The sequence below is a fragment of the Bradyrhizobium sp. NBAIM08 genome (assembly GCF_020193935.1).
Classification (GTDB): Bacteria; Pseudomonadota; Alphaproteobacteria; order Rhizobiales; family Xanthobacteraceae; genus Bradyrhizobium; species Bradyrhizobium yuanmingense.
In genome coordinates, this window is the sequence record NZ_JADYVR010000003.1 from 444039 (window position 1) to 461729 (window position 17691).

18 protein-coding genes are annotated in these 17691 nt (G+C 65.1%); 11 read left to right on the forward strand and 7 right to left on the reverse strand.

From position 1 onward, the window contains the following. Window positions 1-252: 252 nt before the first annotated feature. The gene (locus tag I6F37_RS12915; RefSeq protein WP_036028537.1) at window positions 253-477 is read right to left on the reverse strand and encodes a hypothetical protein; all 225 of its coding nucleotides are present in this window, start codon (window positions 475-477) and stop codon (window positions 253-255) included. Between the two features lie 183 nt (window positions 478-660). On the opposite strand from I6F37_RS12915, the gene I6F37_RS12920 reads away from it, so the two are divergent. Further along, entirely contained in the window at window positions 661-1017 is a 357-nt protein-coding gene (locus I6F37_RS12920) for a hypothetical protein (protein ID WP_225151377.1), read from the forward strand. Between the two features lie 9 nt (window positions 1018-1026). On the opposite strand, the gene I6F37_RS12925 is transcribed toward I6F37_RS12920, so the two are convergent. Further along, window positions 1027-2130: a mandelate racemase/muconate lactonizing enzyme family protein gene (locus I6F37_RS12925; protein WP_036013165.1), complete on the reverse strand. Its 1104-nt coding sequence runs from the start codon at window positions 2128-2130 to the stop codon at window positions 1027-1029. A 172-nt stretch (window positions 2131-2302) separates the two neighbouring features. Here I6F37_RS12925 and I6F37_RS12930 point away from each other — a divergent pair, with 172 nt between their 5' ends. The 5 genes from I6F37_RS12930 to I6F37_RS12950 all read left to right on the forward strand — a co-directional run bounded on the left by I6F37_RS12930 (window position 2303) and on the right by I6F37_RS12950 (window position 6994). Continuing rightward, window positions 2303-3136 carry an AraC family transcriptional regulator gene (locus tag I6F37_RS12930; protein WP_036013167.1) on the forward strand — a complete coding sequence of 278 codons (834 nt, stop codon included), beginning with the start codon at window positions 2303-2305 and terminating at the stop codon, window positions 3134-3136. 136 nt (window positions 3137-3272) lie between these two features. Continuing rightward, the gene (locus I6F37_RS12935) at window positions 3273-4199 is read left to right on the forward strand and encodes an SMP-30/gluconolactonase/LRE family protein (RefSeq protein WP_036013170.1); all 927 of its coding nucleotides are present in this window, start codon (window positions 3273-3275) and stop codon (window positions 4197-4199) included. A gap of 119 nt (window positions 4200-4318) precedes the next feature. Next, the gene (locus tag I6F37_RS12940) at window positions 4319-4912 is read left to right on the forward strand and encodes a GNAT family N-acetyltransferase (RefSeq protein WP_036013172.1); all 594 of its coding nucleotides are present in this window, start codon (window positions 4319-4321) and stop codon (window positions 4910-4912) included. Window positions 4913-4928: 16 nt separating this feature from the next. Further along, window positions 4929-6575, forward strand: a complete 1647-nt coding sequence (locus I6F37_RS12945) for a GMC family oxidoreductase (RefSeq protein ID WP_036013175.1) — start codon at window positions 4929-4931, stop codon at window positions 6573-6575. Window positions 6576-6721: 146 nt separating this feature from the next. Then, window positions 6722-6994, forward strand: coding sequence for a hypothetical protein (locus I6F37_RS12950; RefSeq protein ID WP_036013178.1), 273 nt, complete (start codon window positions 6722-6724; stop codon window positions 6992-6994). A gap of 905 nt (window positions 6995-7899) precedes the next feature. Here I6F37_RS12950 and I6F37_RS12955 read toward each other — a convergent pair. After that, entirely contained in the window at window positions 7900-8742 is an 843-nt protein-coding gene (locus tag I6F37_RS12955) for a MoxR family ATPase (RefSeq protein ID WP_036013181.1), read from the reverse strand. A 107-nt stretch (window positions 8743-8849) separates the two neighbouring features. Then, window positions 8850-9095, reverse strand: a complete 246-nt coding sequence (locus I6F37_RS12960; RefSeq protein ID WP_036013183.1) for a GlsB/YeaQ/YmgE family stress response membrane protein — start codon at window positions 9093-9095, stop codon at window positions 8850-8852. Between the two features lie 123 nt (window positions 9096-9218). Here I6F37_RS12960 and I6F37_RS12965 point away from each other — a divergent pair, with 123 nt between their 5' ends. From I6F37_RS12965 to sseA, 3 genes are all read left to right on the forward strand, one after another. Continuing rightward, entirely contained in the window at window positions 9219-10394 is a 1176-nt protein-coding gene (locus I6F37_RS12965; RefSeq protein ID WP_036013185.1) for a VWA domain-containing protein, read from the forward strand. A 129-nt stretch (window positions 10395-10523) separates the two neighbouring features. Next, the gene (locus tag I6F37_RS12970) at window positions 10524-10937 is read left to right on the forward strand and encodes a rhodanese-like domain-containing protein (RefSeq protein ID WP_036013188.1); all 414 of its coding nucleotides are present in this window, start codon (window positions 10524-10526) and stop codon (window positions 10935-10937) included. Window positions 10938-11075: 138 nt separating this feature from the next. After that, entirely contained in the window at window positions 11076-11933 is an 858-nt protein-coding gene (gene sseA / locus I6F37_RS12975) for a 3-mercaptopyruvate sulfurtransferase (protein ID WP_036013189.1), read from the forward strand. Between the two features lie 179 nt (window positions 11934-12112). Here sseA and I6F37_RS12980 read toward each other — a convergent pair whose 3' ends face one another. Next, window positions 12113-12883, reverse strand: a complete 771-nt coding sequence (locus tag I6F37_RS12980) for a hypothetical protein (protein ID WP_225151379.1) — start codon at window positions 12881-12883, stop codon at window positions 12113-12115. A gap of 367 nt (window positions 12884-13250) precedes the next feature. Here I6F37_RS12980 and I6F37_RS12985 point away from each other — a divergent pair, with 367 nt between their 5' ends. Next, window positions 13251-14447 (forward strand): L,D-transpeptidase, encoded by a 1197-nt coding sequence (locus I6F37_RS12985; RefSeq protein ID WP_036013287.1) that lies wholly within the window; start codon window positions 13251-13253, stop codon window positions 14445-14447. A gap of 55 nt (window positions 14448-14502) precedes the next feature. Here I6F37_RS12985 and I6F37_RS12990 read toward each other — a convergent pair whose 3' ends face one another. Together I6F37_RS12990 and I6F37_RS12995 are read right to left on the reverse strand one after the other, a co-directional pair. Next, a complete protein-coding gene (locus tag I6F37_RS12990; protein ID WP_225151381.1) occupies window positions 14503-15465 on the reverse strand; it encodes a D-2-hydroxyacid dehydrogenase family protein in 963 nt (320 codons plus the stop codon). A 122-nt stretch (window positions 15466-15587) separates the two neighbouring features. After that, window positions 15588-15803 carry a hypothetical protein gene (locus I6F37_RS12995; RefSeq protein WP_036013194.1) on the reverse strand — a complete coding sequence of 72 codons (216 nt, stop codon included), beginning with the start codon at window positions 15801-15803 and terminating at the stop codon, window positions 15588-15590. A gap of 235 nt (window positions 15804-16038) precedes the next feature. On the opposite strand from I6F37_RS12995, the gene ettA reads away from it, so the two are divergent. After that, window positions 16039-17688, forward strand: coding sequence for an energy-dependent translational throttle protein EttA (gene ettA, locus I6F37_RS13000; protein ID WP_036028509.1), 1650 nt, complete (start codon window positions 16039-16041; stop codon window positions 17686-17688). Window positions 17689-17691: the final 3 nt, after the last annotated feature.

The window sequence follows — 17691 nt, forward strand, 5'->3', positions numbered from 1 at the left end:
GAGGGCGGCGGCCCTCCGCTGCGGACCGCGGCGCTATGCCCTTGCAACAATTAACCTTTGGACCCGGCGACAGGCGCCTGCGATCCGGCCGGCTGCGCAGATATTGTGCGCGCCTGCCGAACCGCAGCGAGATCTAGCCGTGAACAGGTGCGTACAAGGCGCTTCGGCTGATTCGGACGTGATTCGTTCGGGCCGCGTTCCGAAGGTTAAAGCGCAGCGCGGCCCCGTCGCATTTTGAAACAGACACCGCCTTCAGGCGGCCCCGCGCTGCTTCAGGCGCGGCAGGCGCCAGCCGATCACGGTTGCTTCCACCGCAATCCCGGCCTCGTGGTTTTGCCAGCGTCCTTCGACATAGCGGCAGGCGAACGGCAGTTGATATGTCCCGCTGTGATCCTCGCACAGCACTTCAAGTGGCAGGCCCGGCGGTGGTTCTCCGGCGCCGTCGAATTCCGCCAAACGTCTATCGCGCGTTGCCATTCCAAAAATCTCCCCTAAACAAAGCCGCGGAGAGCGCCCACTTCTCCCGCATGCGGTTCACTGCTCCCCGTCCCAGGGGAACGGGCCCAAGCTCAACGCGAGAATGCGGTGCGAGTGTGGTAGCCTCACGCTGCAGCGCGCAAACAGCGCACATTGATGTGATCGACTGGCCGAGGAACTTTCATGCTGCTTCGAAACGCCGGAGTTTGTTTCGCAATGTTGCTGCTCGCAGCGCTGGCGCCTCTGCCGGTGCTCGCGCAGGACGTGCCCGGCATCGAGATCTGCACGGTCGAGAAAACCATGGAGCGCCGCACCAGCTGCCTCCAGAGCAATGTCGACTTCCTGCAGAAGACGATCACCAAGCTCAGCCTCGACCATCAGCAAAAGCTGGATGTTGCCAATCGCCAGATCGATGCGCTGAAGACAGCCATCGCCGGCCTGCAGAAGACGCTTCTCGATCTCCAGGCCGCGCAGGCGAAGACCACTGAGGATCTGAAGAACAAGCAGGACGCGCCGCCGGCGAAGGATGCTGCGAAATAGGCGCGTCGATCACGCGACGCGATATCGCTCCATCACGCCACGATCGGGCTCGTAGCCGAGCCCGGGACCCGCCGGCACCGCGACATGGCCGCTTGCATCGACATCGGCGCGGCCGCCCCAGAGGCAGGCTTCGCGCTTTAAATAGAACATCTCGACCAGCCCGTCGTCGCGCGTCGCGAGCAGATGCAGCGTCGCCAGCAGGCCCGGGCCAAAGTAAGGCGAGTGCGGCACGATCCTGATGCCGAGCCGATCGGCCAAGCCTGCGACCTTCAGGAATTCCGTGATGCCGCCGACCTTGATGACTGACGGCTGGGCGTGGCTGACCGCGCCCGCTTCCATCATCTGGCGGAATTGATATTCGGTGCAGGCATTCTCGCCGGCGGCAATTCCGAGCCCGCTCTTGCGGCGCACCTCGGCAAGCGTGGCGAAGTCTTCCGGCGGCCAGACCGGCTCTTCCAGGAACATCGGCTGCGCGTCGCGGCATGTCGCCGCGAACGCGATCGCCTGCTCCCCGGTCAGCGGGCAGTTCATGTCGACCATCAGTGGAATCCTCGGACCGATCGCTTCGCGCGCGGCAAGCACCGCAGGCGTCGTGGTCTCGTGCAGCTTGATCGCGCCATAGCCGAGCGCGAGCGCCTTCCTGCATTCGGCGGCGATGCTGTCGGGCGAGCCGATCCGGAGCAGGCTCGCGTAAGCCGGGATCGCCGGGCGCCTGATCTCGCCCAGCAGGCGGTGCAGCGGCACGCCCGCGACCTTCGCGGCGAGGTCCCACAATGCGATATCGAGCCCGGAGATCGCGAACATGGTGATGCCGTAGCGGCCGAACAGATGCAAATTGCGCTGGATCTGCTCCATCACGGCGGGGATGCCGGCCGCATCGGGCACCTCCAGCCCGCGGGCCTGCGGCACGATCATCTCCTCGACCGCGCTGCGCGTCGTGCGCGGGCAGACATAGGCGAAAGCATCGCCCCAGCCGGTCAGCCCGGCATCGGTCGTGACCTCGACGAGCACCATGTCGAGCGCCGTGATGGCGGAAGCGCCCTGGCGGAAGCTCGCGACACCGGCATCATAGGGGATGCGGATATGGTGCGCCCGCACATCGGTGATTTCCATGACCCGGTTCCTCTTTCTCGTGAGCGGTTTCGGCGAGTGTAGCCACGAACACCGGGGCGTTGCCAGCTTCCATTGACCGGCTATCCTCATGCAAACGACAGCAATGCCGATCAAGCAAAGTGATGCCGATCGGCGCATCATCACCGCGCTTCGAACGAGAGCCTGAACCGCCATGAATCCAGCCCAGCGCGCGCTCTGGTATATCGAGAGCCATCTGGCCGAGCCGATGACGCTCGACGAGATCGCTGCGATCTCGGGCGTGTCGCGGTTCCACATTGTGCGTGCGTTTGCCGCAGCCGTCGGTCTGCCGGTGATGCGCTACGTGCGCGCGCGGCGGCTGACGGAGGCGGCGCGCAGTCTGGCAAAGGGCGCACCTGACATCCTGTCGCTGGCACTGGAGGCGGATTACGGCTCGCACGAAGCTTTCACCCGCGCGTTCCGCGACCAATTCGGCACCACGCCCGAAGCGGTGAGGGCGGCAGCGTGCGTCAACCAGCTCAGGCTACAGGAGCCGATCCTCATGGATTCCACCATGCTCGACCATCTTGCCCCACCGCGTTTCGAGACCGCAAAGGCCTTCCTCGTCGCCGGTTGCGCCGAGCGCATCTCCTGCGACAACGGTGCCATGATCCCTGGTCTGTGGCAGCGCTTCAATCAGGAGGTCGCCGACATCCCCGCGCGGGTCGGTCACGTCGCCTACGGCGTCTGCTGCAACGGCGATGATGCCGGCAATTTCGATTACATTGCCGGCGTCGAGGTCGCCGATTTCTCCGACCTGCCGCGCCGCTTCGGTCGCATCCGCATTCCGGAGCAGCGCTATGCGGTGTTCACGCACAAGGATCACGTCGCCTCGATCCGGCGCACCGTCAACACGATCTGGAATCAATGGCTGCCGGCGTCTGGCCTGAAAGCCGCGGACGCGCCCAACTTCGAGCGCTATGACGAGAAATTCGATCCCGCGACCGGCCATGGCGGCTTTGAAATCTGGATACCGGTGCGAGAGTAACACGCAACGCTGGCATACCGTCCCGCTTGCTTGGCAAGCCCCGGCGACTTTGCCATAACCGCAGGCAAATCTTGCCTGCGGGGGCCCGAGCCGGACATCCCGTGCAAGCCATAACAAGCCGCCGGGAGGGTCTCCAATGTCCAGCGTCCGCGTTCTCGCCACCGACCTCGAATTTCCCGAAGGGCCGGTCGTGATGCCGGACGGTTCGGTGGTGCTGGTGGAGATCCGGGGACAGCGCCTGACGCGCGTCTATCCCGACGGCCGCAAGGAGATCGTGGCGAAGATTCCCGGCGGCCCGAATGGCGCCGCGCTCGGACCCGACGGCAAGATCTACGTCTGCAACAATGGCGGCTTCTCCTGGATTCCGGCCGGCAAGATGATCATGCCCGGCCCGCAGCCGGACGATTATCTCGGCGGCGCGATCCAGCGCGTCGACCTGCAGTCCGGCAAGGTCGAGACCGTCGTGACCAAATGTGGCGCGCACGATCTGCGCGGGCCGAACGACCTCGTCTTCGACAAGCACGGCGGTCTCTGGTTCTCCGACCTCGGCAAGCGGCGCGCGCGCGAGATGGATGTCGGCGGCATGTATTACCTCAAGCCCGGCATGAGCGAGATCGTCGAAATCGTGCATGGCGTATTGCCGGCGAACGGCATCGGCCTGTCGCCGGACGAGAATACGGTCTACATCGCGGAGACGCCGACCGGGCGGCTTTGGGCCTATGAGCTCTCGGCGCCGGGCACGCTCAAGCCGCGCGATCCGATCTATCGCGGCGAGCGCGGCCAGCCGATCTGCGGCCTTGGCGGCTACCAGATGTTCGACTCGCTCGCGGTGGAAGCGAACGGCAATGTCTGTGTCGCCACGCTCGTCTCCGGCTGCATCTCGGTGATCGCGCCCGACGGCACCCTGGTGGAACAGGTTCCGACCGGCGACCGCGTCACCACCAACATCGCCTTCGGCGGCCCCGAGCTGAAGACCGCCTACATCACGCTGTCGGGCAAGGGCGAGCTGATCGCCATGGACTGGCCGCGCGGCGGATTGCCGTTGAATTTTCTGAACAAGTGACAATCGCGTAAAACGCGATTGTCATCCCGGGGCTATGCGGAGCATAGAACCCGGGATCTCGAGATTCCGGGTTCGGCTCTTCAAGCCGCCCCGGAATGACAATCATAAGGAACGACAGAATGCCCTGGCCCGATCCCGTCACCCTGCGCGGACAGCATGCCCGTCTCGAGCCGCTGTCGCATGACCATCGCGAAGGGCTGGTCGAGGCGGTCAAGGACGGCGAGCTGTCGAAGCTGTGGTACACCGCAATCCCACTGCCGGAGAACATGGGCAAGGAGATCGACCGCCGCTTAGGCCTGCAGGCCGCGGGCTCGATGCTGCCCTTAACCGTGTTCGATGCCGGCGGCAAGATCGTCGGCATGACCACCTACATGAACATCGACGCCGCCAACCGCCGCGTCGAGATCGGCTCGACCTGGTATGGCAAGAGCGCGCAGCGCGGCCCGCTCAACACGCAGTGCAAGCTGCTGCTGCTGCGCCATGCCTTCGAGACGCTGAACTGCATCGCGGTCGAGTTCCGCACGCACTTCTTCAACCACCAGAGCCGCCGCGCCATTGAGCGCCTGGGCGCCAAGCAGGACGGTATCCTGCGCAGCCATCAGATCGCGCCGAACGGCACGCTGCGCGATACCGTCGTTTACAGCATCACCGCCGCCGAATGGCCGACGGTGCAGGCGCATCTCGAATTTCAACTCAACGACAAGCCGCGCTAGGGGCGGCCGAGGGACCATGGATAGATTTGATTATGTGATCGTCGGCGCGGGCTCCGCCGGTTGCGTGCTCACCAGCCGGCTCAGCGAGGATCCGAACACCAGTGTCTGCGTGCTCGAGGCGGGCCCGTCCGACTGGCACCCCTACATCCATCTGCCGGCCGGCTTCATCAAGACCTTCCACATGAAGAGCATCAACTGGGCCTATCAGCAGGAGCCCGGTCCGTGGACCGGCGGGCGCAGCATCTATGCGCCGCGCGGCAAGACGCTGGGCGGCTCGTCCTCGATCAACGGCCACATCTACAATCGCGGCCAGCGCATGGATTTCGACACCTGGGCGCAGATGGGCAATCGCGGCTGGGGCTATGCCGACGTGCTGCCCTATTTCCGCCGACTGGAGAAGCGGATCGGCGAGGGCGAGGAGACCTATCGCGGCCGCGACGGCAACCTCATCGTCACCACCATGAACTGGCGCGATCCGCTCTGCGAGGCCTTCATGGAAGGCGCGGTCTCGCTCGGCATTCCCCGCAATCCCGATTACAACGGCAAGACCCAGGAAGGCGTCTCCTACTGCCAGCGCACCATCAACAACGGCCTGCGCGTCTCCGGCGCGACCGCGTTCCTCAAGCCGGCGATGAAGCGGCCCAACGTGCATGTGCATACGCATGCGCACGCGACCGAGATCATCTTCGAGGGCAAGCGCGCCGTCGGCGTGCGCTACATGAAGGGCGGCCGCGGCGGCCATCCTGTCGAAGTGCACGCCAACAAGGAGGTGATCCTCTCCGGCGGCAGCTATAATTCGCCGCAGCTGCTGCAGCTCTCCGGCATCGGCTCGCCGGACCTATTGCAGCAGCACGGCATTGCCGTGCGTCACGCGCTACCGGTCGGCGAGGGCCTGCAGGACCATTATGCCCCGCGCACGGTGGCGCGGGTCAAGGACATCAAGACCATCAACGAGCTTCGCCGCGGCTGGCGTCTCTGGGTCGAGGCGGCGAAATGGGCCACCGCGCGCCGCGGCCTGCTGTCGCTGTCGCCGACCATGGTCTATTGCTTCTGGCATTCCGGCGAGAGCGCGGAGAGCTCCGACCTGCAGCTCACCTTCACGCCGGCAAGCTACAAGGAGGGCGTGCAGGGCCAGCTCGAGGACGAGCCCGGCATGACCGTGGCGTCCTGGCAGCAGCGCCCGGAGAGCCGCGGCTATGTCCGGATCCGCTCATCCGATCCGTTCGCGCCGCCGATCATCCAGACCAATTATCTCGACGCCGAGCTCGACCGCCGCGTCATCGTCGGCGGCATGAAGCTGGCGCGGCGCCTATTGAAGAGTGCGCCGCTCTCGCCCTATTACGCCTACGAAGATTTCCCCGGCCCCAACGTCAACACCGACGACGAATTTTTGCACGCCGCCACCGAGCGCGGCACCACCACCTTCCACCCCGGCTGCACCTGCCGCATGGGCCCGGCGGATTCCACCTGGGCGGTGGTCGACGACCACCTCCGCGTCCACGGCCTCGAAGGCCTCCGCGTCATCGACGCTTCCGTCATGCCGCGCATGATCTCGGCAAATTTGAATGCGTCGACGATGATGATCGCCGACCGCGCCTCCGACCTCATCCGCGGTAAGCAGCCGCTGGAAGCCGCAAGGATTCCGGACGCAGCGGTGGCGTGATATCTTCGTAGGGTGGGTTAGCCAGCGGCGGCGCGAAGCGCGGCCGTAGGCGTAACCCACCGTTTCTTTCGATGTGAAAACGAGCCGTGGCGGTTACGCCTTCGGCCAATCCGCCCTACGCGCTTCACCGATAGGCAAAACGCCAAATGCCCCAATCCGGCGCTGAGCGGCAATCCGTTGGCCAGATTGCCATCTGCGGCATCGTCTTTCTCTGCACCGCTATTCCGCTCGGTCTGCTGCTCCGCGTGGGCTGGCGCGATTGGACCCTCTTTGCCGGCCTCTGGGCGATAATGTACTTCATGGGCGGAATAGGATGGTTTCCTCGGCCCACACCAGTTCAAAAGGCCTTCTCATATGGTCTGCTCGTAGGCACGGTGCTGCCGGCGCTGGAGTGGGCGGCGACGCTTCACGGCCCGTAGCCCGTCGGGCAAAACACCCGCCGCATCGTCAACCCCGTCTCGCAAAAATATTCCACTTTACCGAAATTCGGAATTGCGGCATAGATCGAAACAGCCCGGCTCACGAAAGAGGGGCGGTTCGCGAGTCGTTCGAAACGCGGGCCGGGTTGCGGTGGACGCGGCAGCGTCGTGCGCGAGAGGCGCGGGCAGGGCGGGTAGTCCCTGTGAGCCCGAGGCCCCGTGCAGACGAGCGGCGCTGAAGTCCGGCGAAGCCTCTTGGCGAAGCCGGATGAGCTGCGTACGGCAAAACCGTGTGGTCCTGGCCGTCGTTGCTACGGTCAAGCCCTTTGCGGAGATGCGCGCGAGCCCAACCGGGCAGACGGCATCGTCAATTCGCGGGGCGAGGGAGGCCAGAAGGAATTCGGCTCCCGGGAGAGCACGGCATAAGCCGTCCGACCATCGCGCAGGGAAGGCCGAGTGATCGGCGACACCTGTATGCTGCTGTGCGGTTTCTCTGCGTGTGCTTTTCGCGCAGCGGACCGCGGGTGCCCGTCGGCACCCGGTCTTCCCTGCGCCCTCTTTGTTCGGAAGAGGCGATGGAATGAAGCAAAGCTCGGGCGAGATGAGCCGCGAGGCTGCGAAGCTGTGTCTGCAATAGAGATGCGAGTCGGAGAACGACGCCGTTGCCCCTTGCTCCGTCATTGCGAGCGCAGCGAAGCAATCCAGACTACTGCGGTGGAGGGATACTGGATTGCTTCGCTGCGCTCGCAATGACGGGATCGGGAGGCTGCTCGCGACACACTCGATATCGTAGGGTGGGCAAAGCGAAGCGTGCCCACGATCTGCATCCATCACGGAGGAATGGTGGGCACGGCGCTATGCGCCTTTGCCCACCCTACGGCACCGTGCGAGGCGTTACGGCGTGCCTACACTTCCCTTCGGCTCAAGAACGCCAGCCGCTCGAACAGATGCACGTCCTGCTCGTTCTTGAGCAGCGCGCCGTGCAGCGGTGGAATCAGCTTGCGCGGGTCGCGTTCGCGCAGCTGCTCGGCGCTCATGTCCTCGTTGAGCAGCAGCTTGAGCCAGTCGAGCAGCTCCGAGGTCGACGGCTTCTTCTTCAGGCCCGGGACCTCGCGCACCTCAAAGAAGATGCGCAGCGCTTCCTCGACCAGGCGCTTCTTGATGCCGGGGAAGTGCACGTCGATGATGCGGCCCATCGTGTCGGCGTCGGGGAACTTGATGTAGTGGAAGAAGCAGCGGCGCAGGAACGCGTCGGGCAGCTCCTTCTCGTTGTTGGAGGTGATCATCATGATCGGGCGCTGCTTCGCCTTGATCGTCTCGCCGGTCTCGTAGACATGGAATTCCATGCGGTCGAGCTCGAGCAGCAGATCGTTGGGGAATTCGATGTCGGCCTTGTCGATCTCGTCGATCAGGAGCACCGGGCGCTGCTCGCTGGTGAAGGCGTCCCACAGCTTGCCGCGCTTGATGTAGTTCCGGATGTCGGATACGCGCGCATCGCCGAGCTGGCTGTCGCGCAGGCGCGACACCGCGTCGTATTCGTAGAGGCCCTGCTGCGCCTTGGTGGTGGACTTGATGTGCCAGGTCAGCAGCGGCGCGTTCAGCGCCTTCGCCACTTCCTCCGCCAGCACCGTCTTGCCGGTGCCGGGCTCGCCCTTCACCAGGAGCGGGCGCTCGAGCACGATCGAAGCGTTGACGGCGACCTTGAGGTCATCGGTCGCAACGTAGTCCTTGGTGCCGGTAAATTTCATTGCGCGTCCTTGTTGGTCGTCGTCGCGAGGCATTGTCAGTATCAATGGCCTCGGTCACGACAAGCGAACGGCCGCTCGCGGCGGCCGTTCCTGGTTCGGTCAGGCTTTCAGACCCGTTTTATCAGCGAAAGGATGACGAGCACAATCACCGCGCCAATCGTGGCGTTGACGATGGCGCCGATTGTGCCCGTTGCCAGCTGGATGTGCAGCTGTGGCAGAACCCAGCTCGCCACCAGCGCGCCGATGATGCCGACGACGATGTTGCCGACCAGCCCAAATCCCGCCCCGTGGACAATCTTGCCCGCAAGCCAGCCGGCGATGGCGCCGATGATCAGCGCTGCGAGAATTCCCATTGCAAACGTCCCCCAAACAACCCCTTGAGGCCGGCAATTCTAGAGCAAAATGCCTGCCGGTCCAGCGTCCCGCAGCGGCCTCCGCCCCTTGACGTTCGCCACCCGACGGGCAATCTGTCACCCATGTTCCTGCAATTCTTCACCTCTCTGCGCGATGCGCAGGTCCCCGTGACGCTGCGCGAATACCTCACGCTGATGGAGGCGCTCGACGCCGACCTTGCGGACTATACGGTCGAGAATTTCTACTATCTGTCCCGCGCCTCGCTGGTGAAGGACGAGCGCAATCTCGACAAGTTCGACCGCGTCTTCGGCACGGTGTTCAAGGGGCTGGAAAGCCTGCTCGACGCCATGGAGAAGGCGGAGATCCCCGAGGAGTGGCTGAAGAAGCTCGCCGAAAAGTACCTGACGGAGGAAGAGAAGAAGCAGATCGAGGCCATGGGCTGGGACAAGCTCATGGAGACCTTGAAGAAGCGCCTCGAGGAGCAGAAGGGGCGGCACCAGGGCGGCTCGAAATGGATCGGCACCGCCGGCACCTCGCCGTTCGGCGCGCACGGCTATAACCCCGAGGGCGTGCGGATCGGCCAGGAGAAGAACCGCAACAACCGCGCCGTGAAGGTGTGGGACAAGCGCGAGTTCAAGGATTTGGACGGCAATGTCGAGCTCGGCATCCGCAACATCAAGGTGGCGCTGCGGCGCCTCCGCAAATTCGCCCGCACCGGCGCGCCCGACGAGCTCGATCTCGACACCACCATCCGCGAGACCGCCAATCACGGCTATCTCGACGTGCACATGCGACCCGAGCGGCGCAACGCGGTGAAGCTCTTGGTGTTCTTCGACATTGGCGGCTCGATGGATGCGCATATCGAGCAGGTCGAGGAGCTGTTCTCGGCGGCGAAGAGCGAGTTCAAGCACATGGAGTATTTCTACTTCCACAATTGCCTCTATGAGGGCGTGTGGAAGCAGAACAAGCGCCGCTTCACCGACCGCACGCCGACCTGGGACGTGCTGCACAAATACCCGCACGACTACAAGGTCGTGTTCGTCGGCGATGCCTCGATGTCGCCTTACGAGATCATGGTGCCCGGCGGCTCGGTCGAACACGTCAACGAGGAGCCCGGCTCGGTCTGGCTCGACCGCATCATCCGCACCTATCCGCATACGGTGTGGCTGAACCCGGTGCAGCAGAAGCACTGGGACTATTCGGAATCCACCACCATCATCAAGCGCATCTTCGCCAATCGGATGTATCCGATCACGATCGAGGGGCTGGAAGCCGCGATGAAGGAATTGACGCATTGATGCCTCCCGTCGTCATTCCGGGCGCCCGAAGGGCGAACCCGGAATCCATCGGGCCGCAGTGCATGTAGAGGAATAGATTCCGGGCTCGCGCTACGCGCGCCCCGGAATGACAACAAGAGGGAGAAGCACGTGCCCCAGACCATCACCCGCGGCATCAAGGCGCTGATCGACGAGGCCAATGCCGAGATCGAGACGCTCACCGCCAAGGACGCCATCGAGATATCCAGGAACGGCGACGTCGTCATCGTCGACATCCGCGATCCCCGCGAGATCGAGCGCGACGGCCGCATCCCCGGCGCCTTCGCCTGCACCCGCGGCATGCTCGAATTTTGGATCGACCCGCAGAGCCCGTACGCAAAACCGATCTTCCAGGAAGACAAGAAGTTCGTGTTCCACTGCGCCGGGGGCTTACGCTCCGCGCTCGCCGCCAAGACCGCGCAGGACATGGGCCTCAAGCCCGTCGCCCACATCGCCGGCGGCTACGCAGCCTGGCGCGATGCCGGCGGGCCCACGGAGAAGTGGGAGCCGAAGAAGAAGGGGTGAGGGCCTTGCCCTCTCCACCCGTCATTCCGGGGCACGCGAAGCGTGAGCCCGGAATCCATTGATCCACAGAGTCTGAGGCACGATGGATTCCGGGCTCGTGCTTCGCACGCCCCGGAATGACCAACGGAGAATGCTTCAATGACCACCGCCACCGACCCCCTCGTCTCCACCGAATGGCTCGCCGCTCACATCGGCGATGCCAACGTCAAGATCCTCGACGCCAGCTTCAAGCTGCCGGGCGTGCTGCCGCTGCCGAAGGACGACTATCTCGCCGCGCATCTGCCGGGCGCCGTGTTCTTCGACGTCGATGCGGTGTCGGATCATTCCAACCCGCTGCCGCACATGTTTCCGAGCGCCGAGCAGTTCGGCCGCGACGTCGGCAATCTCGGCATCTCCAACGCGGACACCGTCGTGCTCTATGATGCCGGCGGCTGGGTCGCAGCGCCGCGTGCGTGGTGGATGTTCCTGTCCTATGGCCACAGCAACGTGCGCATTCTCAATGGCGGTCTGAAGAAGTGGCGCACTGAGGGACGCGCGACCGAGAGCGGCGAGGTCAAGCCGAAGCCGACGACCTTCACGGCGAGCTATGACGCAAACCGCGTGCGCAGCATGCAGCAACTGATCGCCAATGTCGAAAGCCGCAACGAGCAGGTGATCGACGCGCGCGCCGCCGATCGCTTCGAAGGCCGCGCGCCCGAGCCGCGCCCGGGCATCCGCTCCGGTCACATCCCCGGCGCCCGCAACGTGCCCTACAATCTGCTGTTCGACGCCGCGACCGGCGAGATGAAGCCGCTCGACGAGCTCCGTGCCGCCTTCACCAATGCCGGCGTCAAGCTGGATGCGCCGATCGTGACGAGCTGCGGCTCCGGCGTCTCGGCCGGCGTGCTGACGCTCGCGCTCTACCGCCTCGGCATCACCGACACCGCGCTTTATGACGGCTCGTGGTCGGAATGGGGCCAGGCCGGCGGCCCGGCCATCGCGACCGGCCCGGCTTGAGGTTGCAGCCACGATGACGGTGCGCTCCCTCGCCCCGTTCTTGCGGGGAGAGGGTTGGGGTGAGGGGCCTCTCTCCACACGATGAGACTATCGACGGACCTGTACCCCCTCACCCGGAATCCGCGCGACGCGCGTATTCCGACCTCTCCCCGCAAGCGGGGAGAGGTGAAGAAGTAAGATCACCGCGTGCGTGCGGTCGTCGTTGTCGCGAAGGCCGGCTGCTGCTGACCGAACGGATCGAGCTGCTGCTGCAACTGCTGAGGCGGCGGGCGCCGCACCACGCGGGCTCGCTTCTTGGCTTTCGCCTTGCGCTTGGTCGCCTTGCTGTCCGACTTGGTGCTCTCGGCCTTGCTGCTCTCGGCCTTGACCTTCGCCGGCGCGTCCGTCGCCGCTGTGGCGGCGTTCAGCGCAGCGAGCCTTGCGGAGGCGACATCGAGCGCCGCGGCGGCGAGGGCCGGGTCAGCTGGTTCCGGCTCGCTGGCGATTGCGGCAGGCTGGGCCTCGGGAATCCCGGCCGTGGTGTCGGCGGGGGTCAGCGTATCGATGGAAGCCGGCGCTGCGGCCGTCGCGGTCGGTTCGGGCTTGGCTGCTTCGATGGCCGGCACTTCAGCCAGGGGCGCGGCGGCCTCGGGCTGGACGTCGGTCTCGGTCGTCAGTGCAGCAACCTGTTCGGGCTCGCTCAGGGGCAGAGCGATGGTCGGCACCTGGTCGCGCAGCGATGGCGTGGTCTCGGCAGGTGGCTCCGGCTCGGTCCGCAGCACCGCGAGCACCGGCTGGGCCGGCTCGGGCGCCTGCGCAAACATTTGCTCCTGCGGCCCGTTCCGCCAGCCGGGGTTGTTGACATATTGCTGATGGGTCGCCCGGAGCAGAGCGGCGGCCCCTAGGCCGAACACCAGGATGGAGGTTGACAGCAGGATCGCGGCAAACAGGAAGCGAAAGCCGGGAAGCATTGAGCGATTGCGAATTTCCGCCCCGGCGGCGGAGTGGCCGGGGCTCAAGAGCCATCTGAACGCGGTGACGGTACTGCTTGCCGCGTTCGCCACGCGGGATCGGAGCTCAAAAAGGTGGCGAATCAGGCTGATTCGACCATATCGCAACGTCTCCGCATCGTTCCGTTAAAATCGCGGTCGACCATCGCGCCAATCGAAGGCGCGATACGATTTCAGCCCCGTGATGCAACGGGGCAACGGTAGTCTTGCGGATCACAAATCGGCAAATCCGGCGCAAATACGCCTGATATGTCTTGAATGTGCCGCTATCTTCCGTCATCTGGCCGTTAACGGTCCGGTCGGGCTTGGGGACTATACAAGAGCGATGATGATCAAACACTTTCTGACGATATGCGCTGCCGCAACAGTCGCTGCGGCGGGAACCTCGCTCGCTCAGGCTCAGAGCTATCCGATCCAGCAGGTGCCAAGCTATGGCGCACCGGCCGAATATCGGCCCGGTGACCGCATGCCGAATTTCGACGCGCTCGACGAAGACGACGAGGCGATGCCGCATGCCTCGCTGCCCCCGCCCGGTCCGGCCGACGATCCGCGCTACGGTCGTCCGATGGGCGCGCCTCCGGTCTATTCGGCCGCCCCGCCGCAAGGTCCGGTGATGTCGCCGGATGATCCGCGCTATGGGCGCCCGGCTGGCGCCCCGCCGGTCTATTCGGCCGCGCCGCAGGGCCCCGTGATGTCGCCCGACGATCCCCGCTACGGCCGCCCCGCCGGTCCGCCGGCGGTGATCTACGCCGACCGTCCGCCTCAGCAATCGCCCGCCAACGATGGCCTGCGTCCGCCCGAGTCTGTGGGCGGTCCCTCCGCGACTGGGACGGTCCAGGCCGGACAGCCGCCCGTGGGCACGGATGGCCGCCCGGTGACCCTGGCCGCGCTGCCGCCCGAGGAGCAGCCCGATGCCGCGCCGGTGCAGCTGCCGCCGAACCTGCGCCGTCAGGAGGTCGCGTTCCAGACCAAGGAGCCGGCCGGCACGCTCGTGGTCGATACGCCCAACACCTACCTCTATTACGTGCTCGGAGGCGGCCGTGCGATCCGCTACGGCGTCCGAGTCGGCCGCGACGGCTTCACCTGGACGGGCGTGCAGAAGATCACCCGCAAGGCCGAGTGGCCGGATTGGCATCCGCCGACCGAGATGATCGAGCGTCAGCCCTATCTGCCGCGCTTCATGGCCGGCGGCCCGGGTAATCCGCTCGGCGCCCGCGCGATGTATCTAGGTTCGACCGTCTACCGCATCCACGGCACCAACCAGCCCTCGACCATCGGCAAGTTCGTCTCCTCCGGCTGCATCGGCATGCTGAACGAGGACGTCTCCGACCTGTTCGAGCGCGTCAAGGTCGGCACCCGCGTTGTCGTGATGCCGGGTGGTCCGCCGCCGGGAACGGCGACGGCCTCCGCCGCGCCGACGCAGAGCGCTGCCGGGCCGGCTCCGATGTCCGCCCAGGCGGGCCCGGTCCCGGGGACGCAGCCCACCGTTGTGCCGCCGCTGCCCGCGCCGGTCACCGTGCGCTGAGGGCCTCAACTCGATGAGATTGCGAAGGGCGTGCCGTCGGCACGCCCTTTTCGTTTTAGGCCAGCTTCCGCGGCAGCTCGCCGCCTTTGGTGAAGGCGTCGATCGCCTCGACCATCTGGCCGTAATGGATGCGCAGACCATCCGTGGTGGCGTAGCCCAGATGCGGCGTCAGCACGAGATTGTCGAGCTTGCGGAAGGGATGGTCGACCGGCAGCGGCTCGACCGAGAACACGTCCAGGCCGGCGCCTGCGATCTTGCGCTGCTGCAAAGCGTCCAGCAGCGCTTGCTCATCCACGATCGGCCCGCGCGCGGTATTGACCAGGAAGGCCGTCGGTTTCATCCGCGCAAGATCCGCGCGGCTGACGAGGCCACGCGAGCGCTCGCTCAGCACCACGTGGATGGTGACGATGTCGGCCTTGGCGAACAGCTCCTCCTTGGAGGCGTAGCCGACGCCGGCCGCCGCACATTTCTCCGCGGTGAGGTTCGGGCTCCAGGCGATCACGTTCATGCCGAACGCCTTCGCAATGCCCGCCATCTTGCTGCCGAGCTTGCCGAGCCCGACGACGCCGAGCGTCAGCCCTTCGATCTCGACTCCGGCAAATGTCTGCCAGGACTCGCCCGCATGCATGCGCGCGTTCTCTCGGCCGATGCCGCGGGTCAATTCCAGGATCAGGCCCATCGTGAGCGGCGCCGTCGGATCGCGGGAATATTGCGTGCCGCCGATGGCGATGCCGCGCGCTTTCGCGGCCTCGATGTCGATCGCAGCGTTGCGCATGCCCGAGGTCAGCAGCAGCTTCAGCTTCGGCAGGCGATCGAACAGGCTCTTGGGAAACGCCGTGCGCTCGCGGATCGCGCAGATGATTTCGAAGTCGGTGAGCGCACTGGCTGCGGCCTGCTCGGAGGCGAAGGGATGGCTGAACACGGTGACGTCGACGCGATCCGACAATTTCGGCCAGTCGGCGACGTCGAGGGCGAGATTGAAATAGTCGTCGAGGATTGCGCAGCGCAGCCGGCTCATCAGCGTTCATCCATGGCGAGAGGTGAAGGCGCCAGGCGGGCGCCGTCATCGGAACCTGGCCATGGTTTGCGCGCAATCGCGCCGGCGCGCAAGCAGCCTGCGTCTTCAAAAGTCCGATACGCTCAGACGTCGCGGGGCTTCAGGCGGAACGGTGCATCCATGCCGTGCTTGGCGCGCCAGGCGGGGCCGGGGCCGCGCATGTAATGCAGTTCGGGCCGGTAGGGATTGAAGGCGGTGACGAAGAAGCGCTTCCAGAAGGCCTTGATCTCCGAGGCGAACCCGGAGTCGCGCCCGGCTCCTGCCGGAACAGGAAGAGAATGGGTCTCGATCAGAGCCATGATGCGGCCTCGCTGTGCTCCCCGTTCGTTCTGAGCGGGTGGCGCTGTTTCCGCGCGAAACCGAGCTTTGGCCTGATTTATTAAAAGATGGTTTCAATTGTCCGGATCGGTGGCCGGATGGTTTCCTGACCGTATTCATCCGTGGTGAACGGACGGAAAACGTTGCCCTTTGGGGGCGGGATCGCTACATCGCTGGCGAAGCAAATTTCCTCAAATCGAAGGTTTCACGGGACCGATGGCGCGCCAGTTCATCTATTTCATGCAGGGCCTGACCAAGAGCTACCCGACCCGGAAGGTGCTCGATAACATCCATCTGAGCTTCTACCCGGACGCCAAGATCGGCGTGCTCGGCGTCAACGGCTCGGGTAAGTCGACCCTGCTCAAGATCATGGCCGGTCTCGACAAGGAATACACCGGCGAGGCCTGGGTCGCCGAGGGCGCCCGCGTCGGCTATCTCGAGCAGGAGCCGCAGCTCGATTCCAAGCTGACCGTGCGCGAAAACGTCATGCAGGGCGTCGCCAAGCAGAAGGCGATCCTGGACCGTTACAACGAGCTCGCGGTCAACTATTCGGACGAGACCGCCGACGAGATGACCAAGCTGCAGGACGAGATCGAGGCCCAGGGCCTGTGGGATCTCGACAGCAAGGTCGACCAGGCCATGGACGCGCTGCGCTGTCCGCCCGACGATGCCGACGTGACGAAACTCTCGGGCGGTGAGCGCCGCCGCGTCGCGCTGTGCCGCCTGCTGCTCGACCAGCCCGAACTCTTGCTGCTGGACGAGCCGACCAACCATCTCGACGCGGAATCCGTGTCGTGGCTGGAAGGGCACCTGCGCAACTATCCCGGTGCGATCCTGATCGTCACCCACGACCGCTACTTCCTCGACAACGTCACGGGCTGGATCCTCGAGCTCGATCGCGGCCGCGGCATCCCGTACGAGGGCAATTACTCGTCCTGGCTGGTGCAGAAGCAGAAGCGTCTGGAGCAGGAGGGCCGCGAGGATGCGGCGCACCAGAAGACGCTCGCGCGCGAGCAGGAATGGGTCGCCTCGTCGCCGAAGGCCCGCCAGGCCAAGTCGAAGGCGCGCTACCAGCGCTATGAGGAGCTGCTGAAGAAGGCGAGCGAGAAGCAGACCCAGACCGCGCAAATCATCATTCCAGTGGCCGAGCGGCTCGGCGCCAACGTGGTCGATTTCGAGGGGCTCAGCAAAGGCTTTGGCGATCGTCTCCTGATCGACAACCTCACCTTCAAGCTGCCGCCCGGCGGCATCGTCGGCGTGATCGGTCCCAACGGCGCCGGCAAGACCACGTTGTTCAGGATGATCACCGCTCAGGAGAAGCCGGACTCCGGCACGATCACGGTCGGCGAGACCGTGCATCTCGGCTACGTCGACCAGTCGCGCGACGCGCTCGACGGCAAGAAGACCGTGTGGGAGGAGATCTCTGGCGGCAACGAACTGATCCTGCTCGGCAAGAAGGAAGTCAACTCGCGCGGCTATTGCTCGTCGTTCAACTTCAAGGGCGCGGACCAGCAGAAGAAGGTCGGCGCGCTCTCGGGCGGTGAACGCAACCGCGTGCATCTGGCGAAAATGCTGAAGTCCGGCGCCAACGTCCTGCTGCTCGACGAGCCGACCAACGACCTCGACGTCGATACGCTGCGCGCGCTCGAAGAGGCGCTGGAGGATTTTGCCGGCTGCGCGGTCATCATCAGCCACGATCGCTGGTTCCTCGACCGCATCGCGACGCACATCCTCGCCTTCGAGGGCGAGAGCCACGTCGAATGGTTCGAAGGCAATTTCCAGGACTACGAGAAGGACAAGATGCGCCGGCTCGGCCAGGACAGCATCATCCCGCACCGCGTGAAGTACAAGAAGCTGACGCGGTGATGG

Excerpts from the sequence above, each read along its gene's own strand:
- I6F37_RS12955 (WP_036013181.1), bottom strand. The coding sequence starts at position 8,742 with ATGAAATTTACCGGCACCAAGGACTACGTTGCGACCGATGACCTCAAG.
- I6F37_RS12945 (WP_036013175.1), top strand. The coding sequence starts at position 4,929 with ATGGATAGATTTGATTATGTGATCGTCGGCGCGGGCTCCGCCGGTTGC.
- I6F37_RS12950 (WP_036013178.1), top strand. The coding sequence starts at position 6,722 with ATGCCCCAATCCGGCGCTGAGCGGCAATCCGTTGGCCAGATTGCCATC.
- sseA (WP_036013189.1), top strand. The coding sequence starts at position 11,076 with ATGACCACCGCCACCGACCCCCTCGTCTCCACCGAATGGCTCGCCGCT.
- I6F37_RS12980 (WP_225151379.1), bottom strand. The coding sequence starts at position 12,883 with ATGCTTCCCGGCTTTCGCTTCCTGTTTGCCGCGATCCTGCTGTCAACC.
- I6F37_RS12990 (WP_225151381.1), bottom strand. The coding sequence starts at position 15,465 with ATGAGCCGGCTGCGCTGCGCAATCCTCGACGACTATTTCAATCTCGCC.
- I6F37_RS12935 (WP_036013170.1), top strand. The coding sequence starts at position 3,273 with ATGTCCAGCGTCCGCGTTCTCGCCACCGACCTCGAATTTCCCGAAGGG.
- I6F37_RS12930 (WP_036013167.1), top strand. The coding sequence starts at position 2,303 with ATGAATCCAGCCCAGCGCGCGCTCTGGTATATCGAGAGCCATCTGGCC.
- I6F37_RS12940 (WP_036013172.1), top strand. The coding sequence starts at position 4,319 with ATGCCCTGGCCCGATCCCGTCACCCTGCGCGGACAGCATGCCCGTCTC.
- I6F37_RS12985 (WP_036013287.1), top strand. The coding sequence starts at position 13,251 with ATGATCAAACACTTTCTGACGATATGCGCTGCCGCAACAGTCGCTGCG.
- I6F37_RS12995 (WP_036013194.1), bottom strand. The coding sequence starts at position 15,803 with ATGGCTCTGATCGAGACCCATTCTCTTCCTGTTCCGGCAGGAGCCGGG.
- ettA (WP_036028509.1), top strand. The coding sequence starts at position 16,039 with ATGGCGCGCCAGTTCATCTATTTCATGCAGGGCCTGACCAAGAGCTAC.
- I6F37_RS12915 (WP_036028537.1), bottom strand. The coding sequence starts at position 477 with ATGGCAACGCGCGATAGACGTTTGGCGGAATTCGACGGCGCCGGAGAA.
- I6F37_RS12920 (WP_225151377.1), top strand. The coding sequence starts at position 661 with ATGCTGCTTCGAAACGCCGGAGTTTGTTTCGCAATGTTGCTGCTCGCA.
- I6F37_RS12960 (WP_036013183.1), bottom strand. The coding sequence starts at position 9,095 with ATGGGAATTCTCGCAGCGCTGATCATCGGCGCCATCGCCGGCTGGCTT.
- I6F37_RS12965 (WP_036013185.1), top strand. The coding sequence starts at position 9,219 with ATGTTCCTGCAATTCTTCACCTCTCTGCGCGATGCGCAGGTCCCCGTG.
- I6F37_RS12925 (WP_036013165.1), bottom strand. The coding sequence starts at position 2,130 with ATGGAAATCACCGATGTGCGGGCGCACCATATCCGCATCCCCTATGAT.